At 69.7% G+C, this 16,129-nt stretch carries 12 protein-coding genes; 9 read left to right on the top strand and 3 right to left on the bottom strand.

Translation table 11 applies throughout. From position 1 onward, the window contains the following. Positions 1 to 162 precede the first annotated feature (162 nt). A complete protein-coding gene (locus tag LIN44_RS23215) occupies positions 163 to 1,203 on the bottom strand; it encodes an LLM class flavin-dependent oxidoreductase (RefSeq protein ID WP_227314619.1) in 1,041 nt (346 codons plus the stop codon). Positions 1,204 to 1,421: 218 nt separating this feature from the next. Here LIN44_RS23215 and LIN44_RS23220 point away from each other — a divergent pair, with 218 nt between their 5' ends. Beyond that, positions 1,422 to 2,177, top strand: coding sequence for an IclR family transcriptional regulator (locus tag LIN44_RS23220; protein ID WP_227314620.1), 756 nt, complete (start codon positions 1,422 to 1,424; stop codon positions 2,175 to 2,177). Between the two features lie 18 nt (positions 2,178 to 2,195). Here LIN44_RS23220 and LIN44_RS23225 read toward each other — a convergent pair whose 3' ends face one another. Further along, positions 2,196 to 4,976, bottom strand: a complete 2,781-nt coding sequence (locus LIN44_RS23225; protein ID WP_227314621.1) for a hypothetical protein — start codon at positions 4,974 to 4,976, stop codon at positions 2,196 to 2,198. Positions 4,977 to 5,167: 191 nt separating this feature from the next. Here LIN44_RS23225 and LIN44_RS23230 point away from each other — a divergent pair, with 191 nt between their 5' ends. The 6 genes from LIN44_RS23230 (at position 5,168) to LIN44_RS23255 (ending at position 12,043) form a co-directional block, all read left to right on the top strand. Next, positions 5,168 to 5,881, top strand: a complete 714-nt coding sequence (locus tag LIN44_RS23230) for an IclR family transcriptional regulator (RefSeq protein ID WP_227314622.1) — start codon at positions 5,168 to 5,170, stop codon at positions 5,879 to 5,881. 65 nt (positions 5,882 to 5,946) lie between these two features. After that, positions 5,947 to 7,554 (top strand): OPT/YSL family transporter, encoded by a 1,608-nt coding sequence (locus LIN44_RS23235; RefSeq protein WP_227314623.1) that lies wholly within the window; start codon positions 5,947 to 5,949, stop codon positions 7,552 to 7,554. 54 nt (positions 7,555 to 7,608) lie between these two features. Further along, positions 7,609 to 8,793 carry an aminotransferase class V-fold PLP-dependent enzyme gene (locus LIN44_RS23240; RefSeq protein WP_227314624.1) on the top strand — a complete coding sequence of 395 codons (1,185 nt, stop codon included), beginning with the start codon at positions 7,609 to 7,611 and terminating at the stop codon, positions 8,791 to 8,793. 30 nt (positions 8,794 to 8,823) lie between these two features. After that, positions 8,824 to 9,579: a dipeptidase PepE gene (pepE, locus tag LIN44_RS23245; RefSeq protein ID WP_227314625.1), complete on the top strand. Its 756-nt coding sequence runs from the start codon at positions 8,824 to 8,826 to the stop codon at positions 9,577 to 9,579. Positions 9,580 to 9,867: 288 nt separating this feature from the next. After that, positions 9,868 to 11,028 carry a porin gene (locus LIN44_RS23250; RefSeq protein WP_227314626.1) on the top strand — a complete coding sequence of 387 codons (1,161 nt, stop codon included), beginning with the start codon at positions 9,868 to 9,870 and terminating at the stop codon, positions 11,026 to 11,028. A gap of 58 nt (positions 11,029 to 11,086) precedes the next feature. Then, entirely contained in the window at positions 11,087 to 12,043 is a 957-nt protein-coding gene (locus tag LIN44_RS23255; RefSeq protein WP_227314627.1) for a DUF1177 domain-containing protein, read from the top strand. A gap of 10 nt (positions 12,044 to 12,053) precedes the next feature. Here the strand turns inward: LIN44_RS23255 and LIN44_RS23260 are convergent, their stop codons facing one another. After that, positions 12,054 to 13,034, bottom strand: coding sequence for a DedA family protein/thiosulfate sulfurtransferase GlpE (locus LIN44_RS23260; protein ID WP_227314628.1), 981 nt, complete (start codon positions 13,032 to 13,034; stop codon positions 12,054 to 12,056). Positions 13,035 to 13,438: 404 nt separating this feature from the next. Between LIN44_RS23260 and kdgD the strand changes: the two genes are divergently transcribed. After that, positions 13,439 to 14,353, top strand: a complete 915-nt coding sequence (gene kdgD / locus LIN44_RS23265; protein WP_227314629.1) for a 5-dehydro-4-deoxyglucarate dehydratase — start codon at positions 13,439 to 13,441, stop codon at positions 14,351 to 14,353. 86 nt (positions 14,354 to 14,439) lie between these two features. Further along, positions 14,440 to 15,966: an aldehyde dehydrogenase (NADP(+)) gene (locus LIN44_RS23270; RefSeq protein WP_227314630.1), complete on the top strand. Its 1,527-nt coding sequence runs from the start codon at positions 14,440 to 14,442 to the stop codon at positions 15,964 to 15,966. Positions 15,967 to 16,129 lie beyond the last annotated feature (163 nt).

Raw genomic sequence — 16,129 nt, forward strand, 5'->3', positions numbered from 1 at the left:
GCGGACTATGCGGGCGCGTGCCTGGGTGGCCACGCCTCTGTCTGGTGTCGGCCTTCTAATGTATCCGAGCGCCTCGGCGCTGTGCAAACCGGAACCGGCAGGAAATGAAAGACGGCGGCCGGCGCGCGCCGCAAGTGCGGCGTGCGTCATACCGGATCCGGCTCAGAGCGCGGCGCTGGCCGTGAGGCTGCGCGCGGCAGCGGCGGCGATCTCGAAGGAGCGCAGCCGCGCCTGGTGGTCGAAGATCTGGCCGGTGATCATCAGCTCGTCCGGGCGCAGGTCATCGACAAAGCGCTGCATGCCGGCGAGCACGGCCTCCTGGTCGCCCACCACCGAGCAAGCCAGCGAGCGCCGGATATGGTCGGCCTCGCTCTCGTTCCAGAGCGCTTCGATATCGTCGACCGGCGGGCGCAGCTGACCCGGCGTGCCGCGCACCAGCGCCAGGAACTGCTGCTGCAGCGAGCTGAACAGCCGGCGCGCCTGGTCCCCGCTATCGGCCGCGAACACATTGAGGCCGAGCATCACGTAGGGCCGGTCCAGCGTTTCCGACGGGCGGAAGGTGCGCCGGTACAGGTCCAGCGCCTGGCGCATGAAGCCCGGCGCAAAGTGCGAGGCAAAGGCGAACGGCAGTCCCATCGCCGCGGCCAGCTGCGCGCTGAACAGGCTCGATCCCAGCAGCCAGATCGGCACCTTCAGGCCCGCGCCCGGCACCGCGCGCAGGCGCTGGCCGGGGCGCACGTCGTCGAAATACGCCTGCAGCTCTTCCACGTCCTGCGGGAAGGTGTCGGCGCTGTCGCTGACGAGGTGGCGGCGCAGCGCGCGCGCCGTGGCCTGGTCGGTGCCGGGCGCGCGGCCCAGGCCCAGGTCGATGCGGCCCGGATAGAGCGAGGCCAGCGTGCCGAACTGCTCGGCGATCACCAGCGGCGAATGGTTGGGCAGCATCACGCCGCCCGAGCCCACGCGGATGCGCTGCGTGCCGTTGGCGACATAGCCGATCAGCACCGCGGTGGCGGCGCTGGCGATGCCGGGCATGTTGTGGTGCTCGGCCAGCCAGTAGCGGTGGTAGCCCAGCTGCTCGGCATGGCGCGCCAGGTCCAGCGAGTTGCGCATGGCCTGGCCGGCATCGCTGCCTTGCGGGATCGGGGCCAGGTCCAGCACCGAATAGGCGATGCCGTTGCCGGCGGGGAGAGAGTCGCGATTCATGTCGTGGTCGGGCGGGTGGCGCACGCCACATGTGCGCCGCCCGCTGCAATGCGGATGGTTCGCTATGGTAGTGAGCCTGCGCCGATCGTGCTGGCGACCGAATCGCGGCCCTGCGGGCGGCGTGGGTATCGCCGGGCGCGGCTGCGCCGCAGCGGGCGCGAGGATTGAGCCGCGCGCCGCTTGCCCTTACCATTCAGCCCGATGCGAAGGAACGATCGATGACTCTCAAGACACTGGACGGCGCGCTGGCCCTGCTGACCCACTTCACCGTGCGCCAGCCCACCTGGGGCGTGCGCGAGCTGGCCAAGCACAGCGGCGTGCATTACGCCGTGGTGCACCGCGTGCTGGCGACCTTCGCCGCCAATGGCTTCCTGGTGCAGGACGCGGCCACCGGCAAGTATTCGCTGGGGCTGCGGCTGTTCGAGCTGGGGCAGGTGGTGCGCAAGAGCTTCTCGCCCGATGAGATCGTGCGCCCGGTATTGGAGAAGCTGGCCGCGCAGAGCGGCGAGACCGTGTTCCTGTCGTGGCTCGACGGCCATGAAGGCCTGTGCGTGGGGCTGGTGCACAGCCAGCACCAGCTGCGCTTCTCGATCGAGCTGGGCGAGCGCTTCCCGCTCTATGCCGGCGCGCACGCCAAGGCCATGCTGGCGTTCCAGGACGAGGCCTTCCGCGACGAGGTCTACCGCCAGGGCGTGGCGCGCATGGGCCCGCATACCACGCTGGAGCGCGATCGCATCGAACAGCAGCTGGCCGAAGTGCGCGAGCGCGGCTGGGCGCATACGCGCGAAGAAGCCGCCGCCAGTGTCGCGGGGCTGGCCTTGCCGCTGTGGTCGCGCGACCGCAGCGCGGTGGTGGGCTCGGTCGCCATCGCCGGTCCGCAGCAGCGGCTGGACGACGCCGCCGTGCCGCGGCTGCTGGAGGCGCTGCGCGACGCCAGCGGCCGGCTGGAAGACGTGATCGGCTTCGTGCGCTGAGGCCCGTTCAGCGCGCGCTCACGCCAGCAGCGCCTTGCCCACTTCGCCGCCCAGCACGCGCCGGCCGAGCGCATGCCCGAGCGTCCGGTAGCTTTCCCATTGCGCCTCATCGAAGAACTGGTCGCCGGTGCCTTCCTGCGGAAAGGCCGGATGCGTGGCGCCATAGTGCCGCACGTCAGCCGGCGCCCATGACACCAGCCGCGGCTTGATCAGCACGATGCGGCAGACCCGCGCGCGCGGCGCCGCGCAGGCCGGATCGGTGCGGTACACGTCGAGCAGCAGCGCGCATTTGTCCGCGCCAGTGCCGCTGGCCGCCTGACCCGGCACGAAATCGTCCGGCACGCCGAAGACGCGGCCCAGCACCGGATGCGTGGCGGCTTCGGTATCGACGACGATCTCCAGGCCGTGGTCGATGCGCGCGAGGCGGATCAGGTTGGCGAGGTCGCCGAAGCGATAGTCGGGATCGGCCCCGCAGTCGCACAGCACGATCAGCGCGACATCCCGGCCCGGACGCAGCAGCTCGTAGACACCGGTGTTGTCGAAATGGCCGCCATCCGACAGGTACTGCCAGCCGCGCCGCGTGCCATGGAAGCGGGCGCTCAGCTCGCAGCCAAGGTAGTACTGGGTGCGGAAGATGCCGGCGGCCAGCCACGGATGCGTGGCGCGTTCGGGATGGCGCCAGCGAACGCCGTCGCGCCCGCCCCGGCGCGCATACCTTGCCGGAAACGACGGCCACCACGTACCCAGCCGCAGATTGGCCAGCCCCAGCAGCAGCGATGTGCCGAGCGTGGTGGCACGGCCCAGACCGGTGGAAACCGCCGCGCCCGAGATCGCGATCCAGTCGCCCACCGTGAGGGATTGCGCCAGCTTGCCCGACGAAGGCCATGACACATCCGGGCAGCACTGCCAGCCATCGACGGTAAAGCGCGCATAGGCGTCCGGCGCGAGCGCGCTTGCCGCGCCTGGCTGCGGCAGGCCGGCACCCGGTGCCAGGCACAGCGGCTTGCCCTTGCGGTCGCGCTGCACCAGCTGCTCGGCCGGGTCGACGGTCAGGTTCAGCGTCACGTTGATCAGGTGCAGCGGCGCCAGCACGTGCGGATCGTAGTAGGCGTTGAGGCTGAGCTGGTCGCCGGGCACGGGCTCGGCCACGCTGAAGCGCGCGCGCCGGCGCCGGTCCGCCACCGGATCGGGATCCGGCGCGGCAAAGCGCTCGCCGTTGGACGCGCCCAGGTAGGCGCGCGTGAGGCGCGCCGCGTAGAAGGGCTGCAGCGTGGACAGGTTCAGGAAGCCGGTAAAGCGGCCGGCGACCAGCGCCAGCACCAGCGCCACGACCGTCAGCGTGGCCAGCGCGGGCCCGGTGTAGGCGGTGCCATAGACCAGCCAGTCGACCGGCTCGCGGCCATTCCAGCGCACCCACAGCACCAGCCAAGACCACAGCACGTACAGCAGCAGCGCCAGCACCGCCGCGGCTGCCCCGGCCAGCAGCGAGACCGGCAGCCGTTCCCACAGTGCCCGCCAGGCGGTCCCGGCGCTGCCCTTGCGGCCTTCGTCGAGCCAGCGCGCGCCGTAGCGCACCAGCCAGACCAGCACGCCCAGTGCGCTGGCGGGCAGCGCCACGCCCCACGGGTGGCCGGCGGCGTGGGCATATAGATAGGTGGTGCGCGCGACGGTATCGGCCACGCCCAATGCCGCCAGCCACAACGTCAGCGTGACCGCGGTACGCAACGCTCGCGTGGCGCGCACGCGATAGCCGGATACGGTGCGCGGCTCGCCCTGCAGCATCACCAGGCAGGCCAGCACGCCCAGCCACGTCAGCACGCCCAGCGCGGCAAACAGCTGCGCCGGCACCGGCTCCGCACCCTTCCATTCCGACCAGTACGCGGCGCCGAGCAACAGCAGTCCCAGCAGCGTGGCCACCATCGGCGCGGGGCTGAAGAAGCGGCCCGGGGCCTGCGGCTCGCTGGCGCGCGGATAGACCAGCCAGTACGCCAGGCCGGGCGGCACCGCGCCGATCACCGCCGTGGCCAGCGGCAGCCACAGCAACGGGCTCCACCAGATCGCGCATTCGCCCTGGTTGAAGGCCTGCCGCGCATCGTGCAGCAGGTCCATCTCGTAGCGTCCGAAGCCGTACCACGCGCCCGCGGTGCCGTGCAGCAGCAGCGCCAGCAGCGACAGCACCACCAGCAGCGTGCTGCCGATCACGTAGTGCATCGCCAGCCAGTTGCGCGCCACCAGCGCGGCGGCATAGAGGTTGTCGCCCGCACCCGTGGGCGACAGGTAGCGGCCGTTCTCGCGCAGCCACGCGACCGCGCCGCGGCCGGGATCGGCGGCATACGAGACCGAGGTGTGGATGCGGCCCGGCGGCTCGCATTGCAGCGTGTGGTAGGCGTCGGCGGCGGCCTGGACCGGGCCGGTGCCGCGGCGCAGGCGCCCGGGCACGAACAGGCTGACGAAGAAGGCGCCGAGGTAGCCGCCGCCGCTGACGGTGGACAGGTAGTCGAACTGCGCCAGCAGCGAGGCCAGCCCGGGCACGGTCTGCGCCGACGCGGCGGTGCCCGCCGCCGCCGCCTGGGGCGCGCTGCTGGCCGGGGCAGCCGCGGTGGTGCTTGCCGGCATGTCGGTGCCGGCCATCGCCTGCATCACGCCAAGGCAGAACGTGGCACTGCGGATGCCGCCGCCGGACAGCGCCAGCGCCCAGTTGCGCTGGCCCTCATGCGTGCGCGGCGCGATGCCGAGCTGGCGGCGGCGGTGCGCGATGCGGGCCGCTTCGTCGCCGTAACCGTGGTCTTCCGCAGCCATGGGCACCTCCCCGTAGCAGTCGGCCTGCGCCAAGTATAGGCAAGGGCGCATGGTCGATATTCGCCCCGATCAGGGAGACGACTGCGTGTTAACCCTGATTGTTGCGGGTGACAGCGAGGCCTAGCATTTCCCTGCATCAGAGACGTTGTCTCTTATACAGAGACACACGTAATTCCAAGTTCAGCTCGGCAATGCTCAAGACCCTGGACGGCGCGCTGGCGCTGTTGACCCACTTCACCGTGCGCCAGCCCAGCTGGGGTGTGCGCGATCTGGCGCGCCACAGCGGCGTGCACCATGCGGTGGTGCACCGCGTGCTGGCGACCTTTGCCGCCAACGGCTTCCTGGTGCAGGACGCGCAGGGACGCTACGCGCTGGGGCTGCGCTGGTTCGAGCTGGGACAGGTCACGCGCAAGACGTTTGCGCCGGCCGAGGTGGTGCAGCCCGCGCTCGAGGCGCTGGCGCGGCAATGCGGTGAAACCGTGTTCCTGTCGTGGCTGGACGGTGACCACGGCCTGTGCACGGATATCGCGCACAGCCAGCACCAGTTGCGCTTTTCGATCGAGGTGGGACAACGCTTCGCCCTCGACGCCGGCGCCCATGCCAAGGCCATGCTGGCGTTCCAGCCGGAGGCGTTGCGGCGCCGGCTCGGCGGCGACGCACCCGGGCTGGAAGCGCGGCTGGCGCAGATCCGCGCCGACGGCTGGGCCTACACCTGCGAGGAATCCGCCGCCACGGTGGCCGGGCTGGCGCTGCCGCTGTTCCACCGCGACAGCCAGGCGGTGGTGGGGTCGCTCGCCATCGCCGGTCCGCTGCAGCGGCTGACGCCCGACGCGGCGCCGCGCTGGCTGCAGGCACTGCGCGCGGCGCGCGGCACCATCGGCCCGGTGGCCGGTTTCATGCGCTGAGCGCGCGCCAGGCATCACACACAACAGACAAAACCAGACAACACTAACGGGGAGCGGTGGAAGACATGACCATGCCAACACAACTGAACGCGCCGATCGCGGCGCAGCCCGCGACGCGGACGCGCTTCATGGAGCCCTTGCTGCTGCTGGTCTCCGTGGGGCTGTCGGTCTTCGGCGCCATGATCGGCATGCAGCTGATCGTGTCGCTGGGGATCTCGGCCAATACCTCGATCATCGGCGCGCTGATCGCGATCGTGTTCTCGCGCATCCCGCTCGAGGTCACGCGGCGCTTCCGCGTGCTGGAGCGGCAGAACCTGGTGCAGACCGCGATCTCGTCGGCCACCTTCGGCGCCGCCAACTCGCTGATGATCCCGATCGGCGTGCCGTACGCGATGGGCATGCCCGAGCTGGCCACGCCGATGCTGATCGGCGCGGTGATCGCCATGTTCGTCGACGGCGCGATGCTGTACTTCCTGTTCGGCAGCAAGATCTTTCCGGCCACCGGCACCTGGCCGGCCGGCATTGCCACCGCCGAAGCCATCTGGGCCGGCGACCGCGGCGGGCGCAAGGCAGCGTTCCTGGGGCTGGGCATCGCCGTGGGCGTCGGTGGTGCATGGCTGGGCGTGCCGATGTCCGCGTTCGGCGCGGCCTTCCTGGGCAACCTGGCGGCGCTGACCATGTTCGGCATCGGCCTGCTGGTGCGCGGCTATTCGGTGGCGTTGACCGGCATCGATATCGCCAAGGCGTATATCCCGCACGGGCTGATGATCGGCGCGGGCATCGTCGCGCTGTTCCAGGTCGCGCATGAAATCCGCCGCGCGCGCCACGCCCCGGCGGCCGATGCGCGCACCATCGAAGTCCCGGCCGCGCGCGCCAGCCGCATCCTGTCGGGCGGCTTCCTGATCTACCTGGCGATCGCACTGCTGATCTCCGTGCTGGCCGGGCATATCTCGGACATGTCGCTGGGCATGCTGGTGCTCTTCGTGCTGTACGCGGCCTTTGCCGCCTACGTGCACGAGCTGATCGTCGGCATCGCGGCGATGCACTCGGGCTGGTTCCCGGCCTTCGCGGTGGCGCTGATCACGCTGACCATCGGCATCCTGATCGGCTTTCCGCCAACGGCGCTGGCGGTGCTGGTGGGCTTCTCGGCCGCCACCGGTCCGGCCTTTGCCGACATGGGCTACGACCTCAAGACCGGCTACCTGCTGCGCGGCGAAGGGCGCGACATGGAGGCCGAGCTGGCCGGGCGCAAGCAGCAGTTCCTCGCCGCGATGATCGGCTTCGCGGTGGCGGCGGTGGTGGTGCTGGTGTTCCACGGCAGCTTCTTCGCGCAGGGCCTGATCCCGCCGGTGGACCGCGTCTACGCGGCCTCGATCAAGGCGGGCTCGTCGGCCGAGATCGCCCGCAACCTGATGATCTGGGCCGTTCCCGGCGCGCTGCTGCAGTGGCTCGGCGGCTCCAAGCGCCAGCTCGGCATCCTGCTGTCGACCGGCATGCTGATCGCCTCGCCGCTGGCCGGCTGGGCGGTGCTGGCAGGCCTGGCGATCCGCTTCGTGCTGCAGCGCCTGCGCGGCGACAGGCATGTGGCCGAGATGAGCGCCTTTGCCGGCGGCGTGATCGCGGGCGACGCCCTGTTCAGCTTCTTCGGTTCGGTCACCAAGCTGAAGAAGTAAGCCTTACCTGCGGGCGCACGCGCTGCGCCCCTCTGTCATTTCCCGAGACGTTCCATGGATATCCAGGCAATCCGCGCCGACACCCCGCTGACGGCGTCCACCATTTATCTCGACACCGCCGCGGCCTCGATCCCGCCCGATGCCGTACTCGACACCGTGCGCAGCTACCTGCTCGACACCGGCCACGTCGGCATCTACCTGCCGGCATTCCGCAAGCAGACCTATGCGCGCGTGGAAGCCGTGCGCGCCACGCTGGCCGGCTGGCTGAACTGCGCGGCCGACGAGCTGGCCTTCACCAAGAACGCCACCGAAAGCATCTCGATCGCCGCGCGCGGCATCGCCTGGCAAGCCGGCGATGAAGTACTGGTGGCCGACACCGAGATGCTGAGCAACCTGCTGCCGTGGCACCGGCTGGCGCAATCGCACGGCATCGTGGTGAAGATGGTGGCGGCCAATGCCGAAGGGCTGCTGAGCGCCGAGGCCTTCGAGGACGCGATCACCCCGCGCACGCGCCTGCTGACCTTCTCGCACCTGCCCAATTCCACCGGCGCGGTGCAGCCCGCGGCGCAGATCTGCGCGGTCGCGCGCAGGCACGGCGTGCTGTCGCTGGTCAACGGCGCGCAGAGCGTGGGCATGCTGCGCTCGGACGTGGCCGAACTCGGCTGCGATTTCCTCGCCGGCTGCGGCCGCAAGGCGCTGCGCGCGACCGAAGGCTCCGGCTTCCTGTACGTGCGTCGCGAACTGATCGCGCAGGTCGAACCGATGCTGGTGGGCTGGTGGAACGGCGCCTATGACCGCGCCACCGGCGCGCTCTCGCTGGTGCCGGGCGCGAAGCGCTTTGAAGCGGGGTGCCCGATCGTGCCGGCGATCCTGGGCCTGGGCACCGCCATCGACTACGCCGCCGCAATCGGCATCGACGCCATCGAAGCGCGCGTGCGCGACCTGACCGAGTACGCGGTGGCGAAGTTCTCGTCGATCCCCGGCTTCGAGCTGTACGGCCCCGCCGACGTGGCGCACCGCATCGGCATCGTGCCATTCAACGTGCGCGGCGTCGACCCGGCCCGCATCGTCGCCGCGCTGGAAGCGCAGCAATGCATCATCGAGGCCGGCAACTTCATGGCCGACGCCATCCTGGCGCGCTACGGCGTGTCGACCATGGCGCGCGTGTCGCTGCACTACTTCAACACACATGACGAGATCGACCGCGTCGCCGCGCTGGTGCGCGCGGCAATCGCCTGACCCCACACCTGAACCGACGGAAAGCAAGACATGACCCAACGCATCCTCCTGATGAGCAGCTCGCGCAAGGACAACCTCGGCTACCTCGAGCACGCCGGCGAGCAGATCCACACGCTGCTGCAGCATGAGCCGCGCAAGGTGCTGTTCGTGCCGTTTGCCGGTGTGACCTTCAGCTTCGACAACTACGAGGGCATGGTCAAGCCGGTGTTCGAGAAGCTCGGCTACGCGCTCGAGTCGATCCACCACAGCGCCGATCCGCTGCGCGCGGTGAAGGAAGCCGATGCCATCGCCATCGGCGGCGGCAACACCTTCGCGCTGCTCAAGCGCCTCTACGACGCCGGCATCGTCGAAGCGATCCGCGCCAAGGTGCGCGCCGGCACGCCGTACGTGGGCTGGAGCGCCGGCAGCAACGTCGCCTGCCCGACCATCCGCACCACCAACGACATGCCGATCGTGCAGCCGCCGTCGCTGCGCGCGCTGGGCCTGGTGCCGTTCCAGATCAACCCGCACTTCATCAGCGGCAAGCCCGCCGGGCACAACGGCGAAAGCCGCGAAGAGCGGCTCGCCGAGTTCCTGCACATCAACGCGCCGGAACAGGTGTTTGCGTTGCCGGAGGGGTCGGCGCTGTATGCGGATGGCAGCACCGGCACCGTGCTGGGCGAACGGCATGCGCTGTGGTTCCCGGCGGAAGGCAAGGTCGAGACGATTCGCGAGGGCGAGCCGTTCGCGCTGTCGCAGATCACAGGGCCGGCCGGGATGGAGCAGTGGCCGGGCTTTGCGGCTTGAGTGGAGCGTTAAACGCTGAAGCAAAGACTGTTGGCTCCCCTCTCCCTCTGGGAGAGGGGCGGGGGAGAGGGCAGCGTGGCCACGAAGTGAAGCGTCACCGTGCTTGCCATGCGCCTGCCCTCTCCCCCAGCCCCTCTCCCGCAAGCGGGAGAGGGGAGCTCGCCAGCGGCATGCACGTGTGATTAGCGACTAGCAACTACTCCCACAACACAACCAAACAAAAAACCGCCCGCGAGCCGCCCCGCGCCGCTCGCGCGGCCCCCCTTTACCCTCTGGAGGAGAAACACAATGAGCCAACCCCTTCGCCACGCCGCGCGCCTGGCCTTGCCGATGCTGCTGGCGCTGCCGGCCGCCGCGATGGCGCAATCCGGCGTCACGCTGTACGGCGTCATCGATACCGCGCTGACCTACCAGACCCACTCGAACCCCGCGGGGGATGCGCAGATCGGCCTGCAGCAAGGCGGCGAAGGCTTCCTCTCGGGCAGCCGCTTCGGCCTGAAGGGCGTCGAGGACCTGGGCGGCGGCGTGAAGGCCGGCTTCGTGCTGGAAAACGGGCTGCTGGCCGATACCGGCCGGCTCGACCAGCAAGGTCAGCTGTTCGGGCGCCAGGCCTACGTGAAGATCGGCAACCAGTGGGGCGAGCTGGCGCTGGGCCGGCAATACACCACCGCCAACACCATGCTGTATTACGTCGATCCGCTCGGCGTGGGCGCGGCGCCGTCGAATGCGTGGATGGTCTACCTGACCGGCCAGCGCTACGACAACGCCGTCAGCTATACCGGCAATTTCGGCCCGGTGTCGGTGATCGCCGAATACGCGCTGGGCGAGACCGCGGGCAACACCCGCGCGATGTCGTCGATGTCGTTCGGCGTCAAGTACGCCGCCGGACCGATCACCGCCGTCGGCGACTTCCAGCAGACCCGCGACAGCCAGAGCCGCAACGCCAACCTCTACCTGGCCGGCCTGAAGGCCGCCGTCGGCCGCGCCAGCCTGTTCGCCAACTACATCCACAGCGACCGCGACGCGGGCTTCGACGCGTCCAAGGGCGGCACCGATACGGCCACCATCACCAGCATGTCGACCGCGGCCACGCCGACCAACCGTGCGGCGATCAGCTCGGTGTTCGGCGGCAGCCGCCACGACGACTTCTTCACGCTGGGCGCGAGCTACGCCTTGACCGGCAACGTCACCCTGACCGGCAGCGTGATGCACAACCGCACCCGTGCCGACAACTTCAGCGGCAACCGCACCACCGCGTATGCGGTGGCCGGCTACGCCTTCAGCAAGCGCACCGACGCCTACCTGGCGCTGGCCTACGACCGCGTCCACGGTGACTGGTCGGGCCTGTTCGGCAACAACACCACCAGCTGGACCGGCGGCAGCGGCACGCCGCTGGACGGGCGCGACACGCAGACCACGGTGATGGTCGGCCTGCGCCACCAGTTCTGACCGATTTGTAGAACGCCCTGTCCGCGCCGCGCGGGCAGGGAAAACTTTGGAGAAAGCCATGGCCCTGCAGCAGACGCTGGTCATTCACGAAGCCCTGGACAGCCCGCACGCCAACGGCGCGGTCGTCAGCGAACTGTTTGCGCCGTACGCCGAGGCCGGCGTGTCGGTGCAAGTCACCACGGTCAACAACGCGCCGCCGGAAAACACGGCCAACACCACCGACTTCATCACCATCTTGATCCCGGGCAGCGCCGGCAAGCGCGGCGGCGGCACGGCGCCGACGCTGGGCGTGATCGGCCGCAACGGCGCCATCGGCGCACGTCCGGAACTGGTGGGGCTGGTGTCCGATGCCGATGGCCCGATCGGCTGCCTGGCGGTGGCGCTGAAGCTGGCGCAGATGAAGGCGCGTGGCGACCACGTGCCGGGCGACGTGATCGTGACCACGCACCTGTCGACCAATGTCTCGATGGTGCCGCACGACCCGGTGCCGTTCATGGGCATGCCGGTGTCGTCCGACACCATGAACGACTACCAGGTGCTACCGGAAATGGATGCGATCCTGTCGATCGATGCGTCCAAGGGCAACAGCATCGTCAAGCACCGCGGCTTCGCGATCTCGCCGACGGCGATGCAGGGCTATATCCTGCGCGTGGCGCCGGACCTGGTGGCGACGATGGAGTCCACCACCGGCTGCCCGGCGGTGACCTTCCCGATCTCGCTGCAGGACATCACGCCGTACCACAACGGCCTGTACCACTTCAACAGCATCATGCAGCCGCACGTGGCCACGCAGGCGCCGGTGGTCGGCGTGGCGGTGACGGCGCAGTCGGTGGTGTCGGGCAGCGCGACCTCGGCCAACCATGAGATCGATATCGCCGAGGCGGTGCGCTTCTGCGTGGAAGTGTCCAAGCGCTTCGGCGCCGGCAAGTGCCAGTTCTTCAACGCCGCCGAGTGGGAGAAGATCCGCGCGATCTACCCGGACCTGTCGGTGTTCCAGACCGCCGGCCAGCGCTGAAGCCCGAGGCTCAGCGCGCCGTCGCCTGGCCCGGCGCGGGATGGGTGACGGCAGGCGGCACGGTTTCGCCGTGCCGCCGCTTCCATTCGTCGAAGCCGCCGGCCAGCGCCCAGGTCCGGGGATAGCCGGCCACGCGCAGCCGTTCGGCCAGCAGCGCCGCGGACATCTCGTTCGGACAGGCGCAATAGACCACGATGTCGGCCTCGGCGGGTGCCACGCCGAGCGCGTCGAGGCTGTCGAGCGCGCCCTGCATGTCGAGCACCATCGAGCCGGGAATGCGCTCCATCGGCAGGTCGCCATGGGCGCGCACATCGATCACGACCGGCAGCGTGCCGGCCAGCCGGCGCGATTCGAGCTCATCCACGCTCATGCGCGGCACGCGTTTCGTAATGCGCAGCAGCCGCAGGCGGCGCCACGAGCGCCATGCCAGGAACACCAGGAAGGCGCCCACCACCGCCGCCAGCGCCATATGGCCGTAGGTGCTGAAGCCCTCCAGGATGGCATCGATAAAGTCGCTGAACACCACGCCGATCAACAGGCCGCTGCCGGCCCACACCAGCGCGCCGAGCGCGTCGTAGAACAGGAACAGCGGCAGGGGCGTGCCGGTCATGCCGGCCATCGCGGTCGACAAGGCGCCGGCACCGGGCAGCAGCTTGGCGACCACCAGCGAGCGCGGGCCCACGCGCAGGTACAGCGACTGGGTCTGGCGGATGCAGGAATCGGGCGAGATCGAAACCTTGCAGATGGTGCGCAGCATCGGCTGGCCGAGCCGGCGCCCGGCGAAGTACCAGCCGGTATCGGCAATCAGGCAGGCCACGATGACCGCAGCCAGCACCGCACCGATCGATGGGCCGGTCTCCTGCACGCCCAGCGCGCCGGCGACGAACAGCATCGGATAGGCCGGCACCGGCAGGCCGGCCTGCTCGACCAGTACGTTCAGGAACACCAGCATCAGCCCGTGGTTTTCCAGCAAGGCCTGTAACTCTCCCACCGCGCTCTCCCCATTGGTTCAGGACGCCAGTGTGCCAGCCAGCGGATGACAGTGGCGCGGCACGTTTGCATAGTTGATTCAAATTCGCTGAGTGGACCACGCAGCACGCGACTTACGTTGTCCTACAACATAACACTATGTGACCTTCGGCGCGCCTGGACCCCTTGACCGTGCATGGTACCGCCAAGGGGATGCAGTGCACCGGCCATGCGCCTTTACCTGCAGTGCTGGCGCGGCGGGAAAAGGTTTTGCCCTCGGGCTCCCGGTTAACCCGCGGTACGTGCACCCCCTATTGCCATCGTCAATTTCTTGTCGTACGATGACTGATAACTCGACTGACCTGCCCCGCCGCAAGTCAGCCGCCTTTGCCACCCCGGGCCATTGGCCCGCCCTGGATTGCCGCAATGCTCGCACCCAACGAACTCAAGCAAATCGTCTCCGAAGGCCTGCTGTCCTTCCCCATCACCGATTTCGACGCCCGGGGCGACTTCGCGCCGAAGTCCTACGCCGCCCGCCTCGAGTGGCTGGCCCCTTACGGCGCCACCGCGCTGTTCGCGGCCGGCGGCACGGGCGAGTTCTTCTCGCTGACGCCGCAGGATTACTCGGCCGTGGTCGACACCGCGGTGCGCACCTGCGCCGGCAAGGTGCCGATCCTGGCCGGTGCCGGCGGCCCGACCCGCACCGCCATCGCCTATGCGCAGGAAGCCCAGCGCCTCGGCGCCGCCGGCGTGCTGCTGCTGCCGCACTACCTGACCGAAGCCAGCCAGGACGGCATTGCCGCCCACGTGGAGGAAGTCTGCAAGGCGGTCGATATCGGCGTGATCGTCTACAACCGCGCCAACTCCAGGCTCAACGCCGACCAGCTGGCCCGCCTGGCCGGGCGCTGCCCCAACCTGATCGGCTTCAAGGACGGCGTCGGCGACATCGAGGCCATGGTCAGCATCCGCCGCAAGCTGGGCGACCGCTTCTCGTACCTGGGCGGCCTGCCCACCGCCGAGGTCTATGCCGCCGCCTACAAGGCGCTGGGCGTGCCGGTGTATTCGTCGGCGGTGTTCAACTTCATCCCGAAGACGGCGATGGACTTCTACCGCGCCATCGCCGCGGACGACCACGACACCGTGGGCCGGCTGATCGACGACTTCTTCCTGCCCTACCTGGCCATCCGCAACCGCAAGGCCGGCTATGCGGTGAGCATCGTCAAGGCCGGCGCGCGCCTGGTGGGCCGCGACGGCGGTCCCGTGCGCGCGCCGCTGACCGACCTGACCGGCGAGGAAATGGAGATGCTGGGCGCGCTGATCAACAAGCTCGGCCCGCAGTAACCCGACTCGCCATTGCGACAAGCCGGCCGCGGGGCCATGCCCTCCGGCCGGTGTTCCCGTTCCAAACGCTGACAAGGAATCCTTCCATGCAAATCACCGGCGACATGCTGATCGGCGCGCAAGCCGTGCGCGGCACCGAAGCGACGCTGCAGGCGATCAATCCCGCCACCGGCGCCGCCATCGGCCCTGACTTCCACGGCGGCGGCGAGGCCGAGGTCGAGCGTGCCTGCGCGCTGGCCGAAGCCGCCTTCGACACTTACCGCAATACCACGCCCGAACAGCGCGCGGCCTTCCTCGAGGCCATCGCCGCGGGCATCGAGGCGCTCGGCGACACGCTGGTCGAACGCGCCCACCTGGAGAGCGCGCTGCCGATCGCGCGCCTGCAGGGCGAGCGCGGTCGCACCGCCGGCCAGCTGCGCCTGTTCGCCACCGTGCTGCGCGAGGGCCGCTGGCAGCAAGCCACCTTCGACCCCGCGCTGCCCGAGCGCAACCCGCCGCGCCCGGACCTGCGCATGCAGCGTATCGCCATCGGCCCGGTTGCCGTGTTCGGCGCCAGCAACTTCCCGCTGGCCTTCTCCGTAGCGGGCGGCGACACCGCCGCAGCGCTGGCGGCGGGCTGCCCAGTCGTGGTCAAGGCGCACCCGGCGCACCTGGGCACCTCCGAGCTGGTCGGGCGCGTGATCCAGCAGGCGGTGCGCGACGCCGGCCTGCCGGAAGGCGTGTTCTCGCTGCTGGTGGGCGCGGGCAATGCCATCGGCACGGCGCTGGTGTCGCATCCGGCGATCCAGGCGGTGGGCTTCACCGGCTCGCGCGCCGGCGGCCTGGCGCTGATGCGCGCCGCCAACGCGCGGCCACAGCCGATCCCGGTGTACGCCGAGATGAGCAGCATCAACCCGGTGTTCCTGCTGCCCGCCGCGCTCGACGCACGCGGCGAAGAGATCGGCCGCCAGCTGGTCGATTCGCTGGTGCTCGGCGTCGGCCAGTTCTGCACCAACCCCGGACTGGTGATCGGCATCGAAGGCCCCGCGCTCGACAAGTTCCGCGCGGCGGCGCTGGGCGCGCTGCAAGGCAAGCCGGCGGCAACGATGCTGACGCCCGGCATCCATGCCGCCTACCAGCAGGGCGTGGCACAGCTGTCATCGCTCGACGGGCTGCAGCGCATCGGCAACGGCGTGGACGCCAGCGGCGCCAACCAGGCCCGGCCGGAAATGTTCGAAACCACCGCCGCGCAGTTCCTGGCCGACCACCGCATGCAGGCCGAGGTGTTCGGGCCGTCGACGGTGCTGGTGGTATGCCGCGATCTGGAAGAGATGCTGGCCGTGGCGCGCCAGCTCGAAGGCCAGCTGACGGCGACGATGCAGCTCGACGACGCCGACCACGCCGCGGCGCAGCGCCTGCTGCCGGTGCTGGAGCGCAAGGCCGGACGCGTGCTGTGCAACGGCTATCCCACCGGCGTCGAGGTGGCGTACGCGATGGTGCATGGCGGGCCGTTCCCGGCGACTTCGGATGCGCGTACCACTTCGGTGGGTGCGACGGCGATCGATCGCTTCCTGCGCCCGGTTTGCTACCAGAACCTGCCGCAGGGGCTGCTGCCGGCAGCGCTGCGGAAATAAGGCACGACGCTGAGATGTGCCCCGCCTGGTGCGGGGCTTTTTGTTTTTTTGGACAGCCTCAGGCCGTTTCGTTTTCCAACTGTGTACTCCCTCTCCCGCTTGCGGGAGAGGGTTGGGGCGGGAGCGTCAACGAAGTACAAAGGCCTCATGCTTGCCACACGCC

It is taken from the genome of Cupriavidus sp. MP-37, assembly GCF_020618415.1.
GTDB lineage: Bacteria > Pseudomonadota > Gammaproteobacteria > Burkholderiales > Burkholderiaceae > Cupriavidus.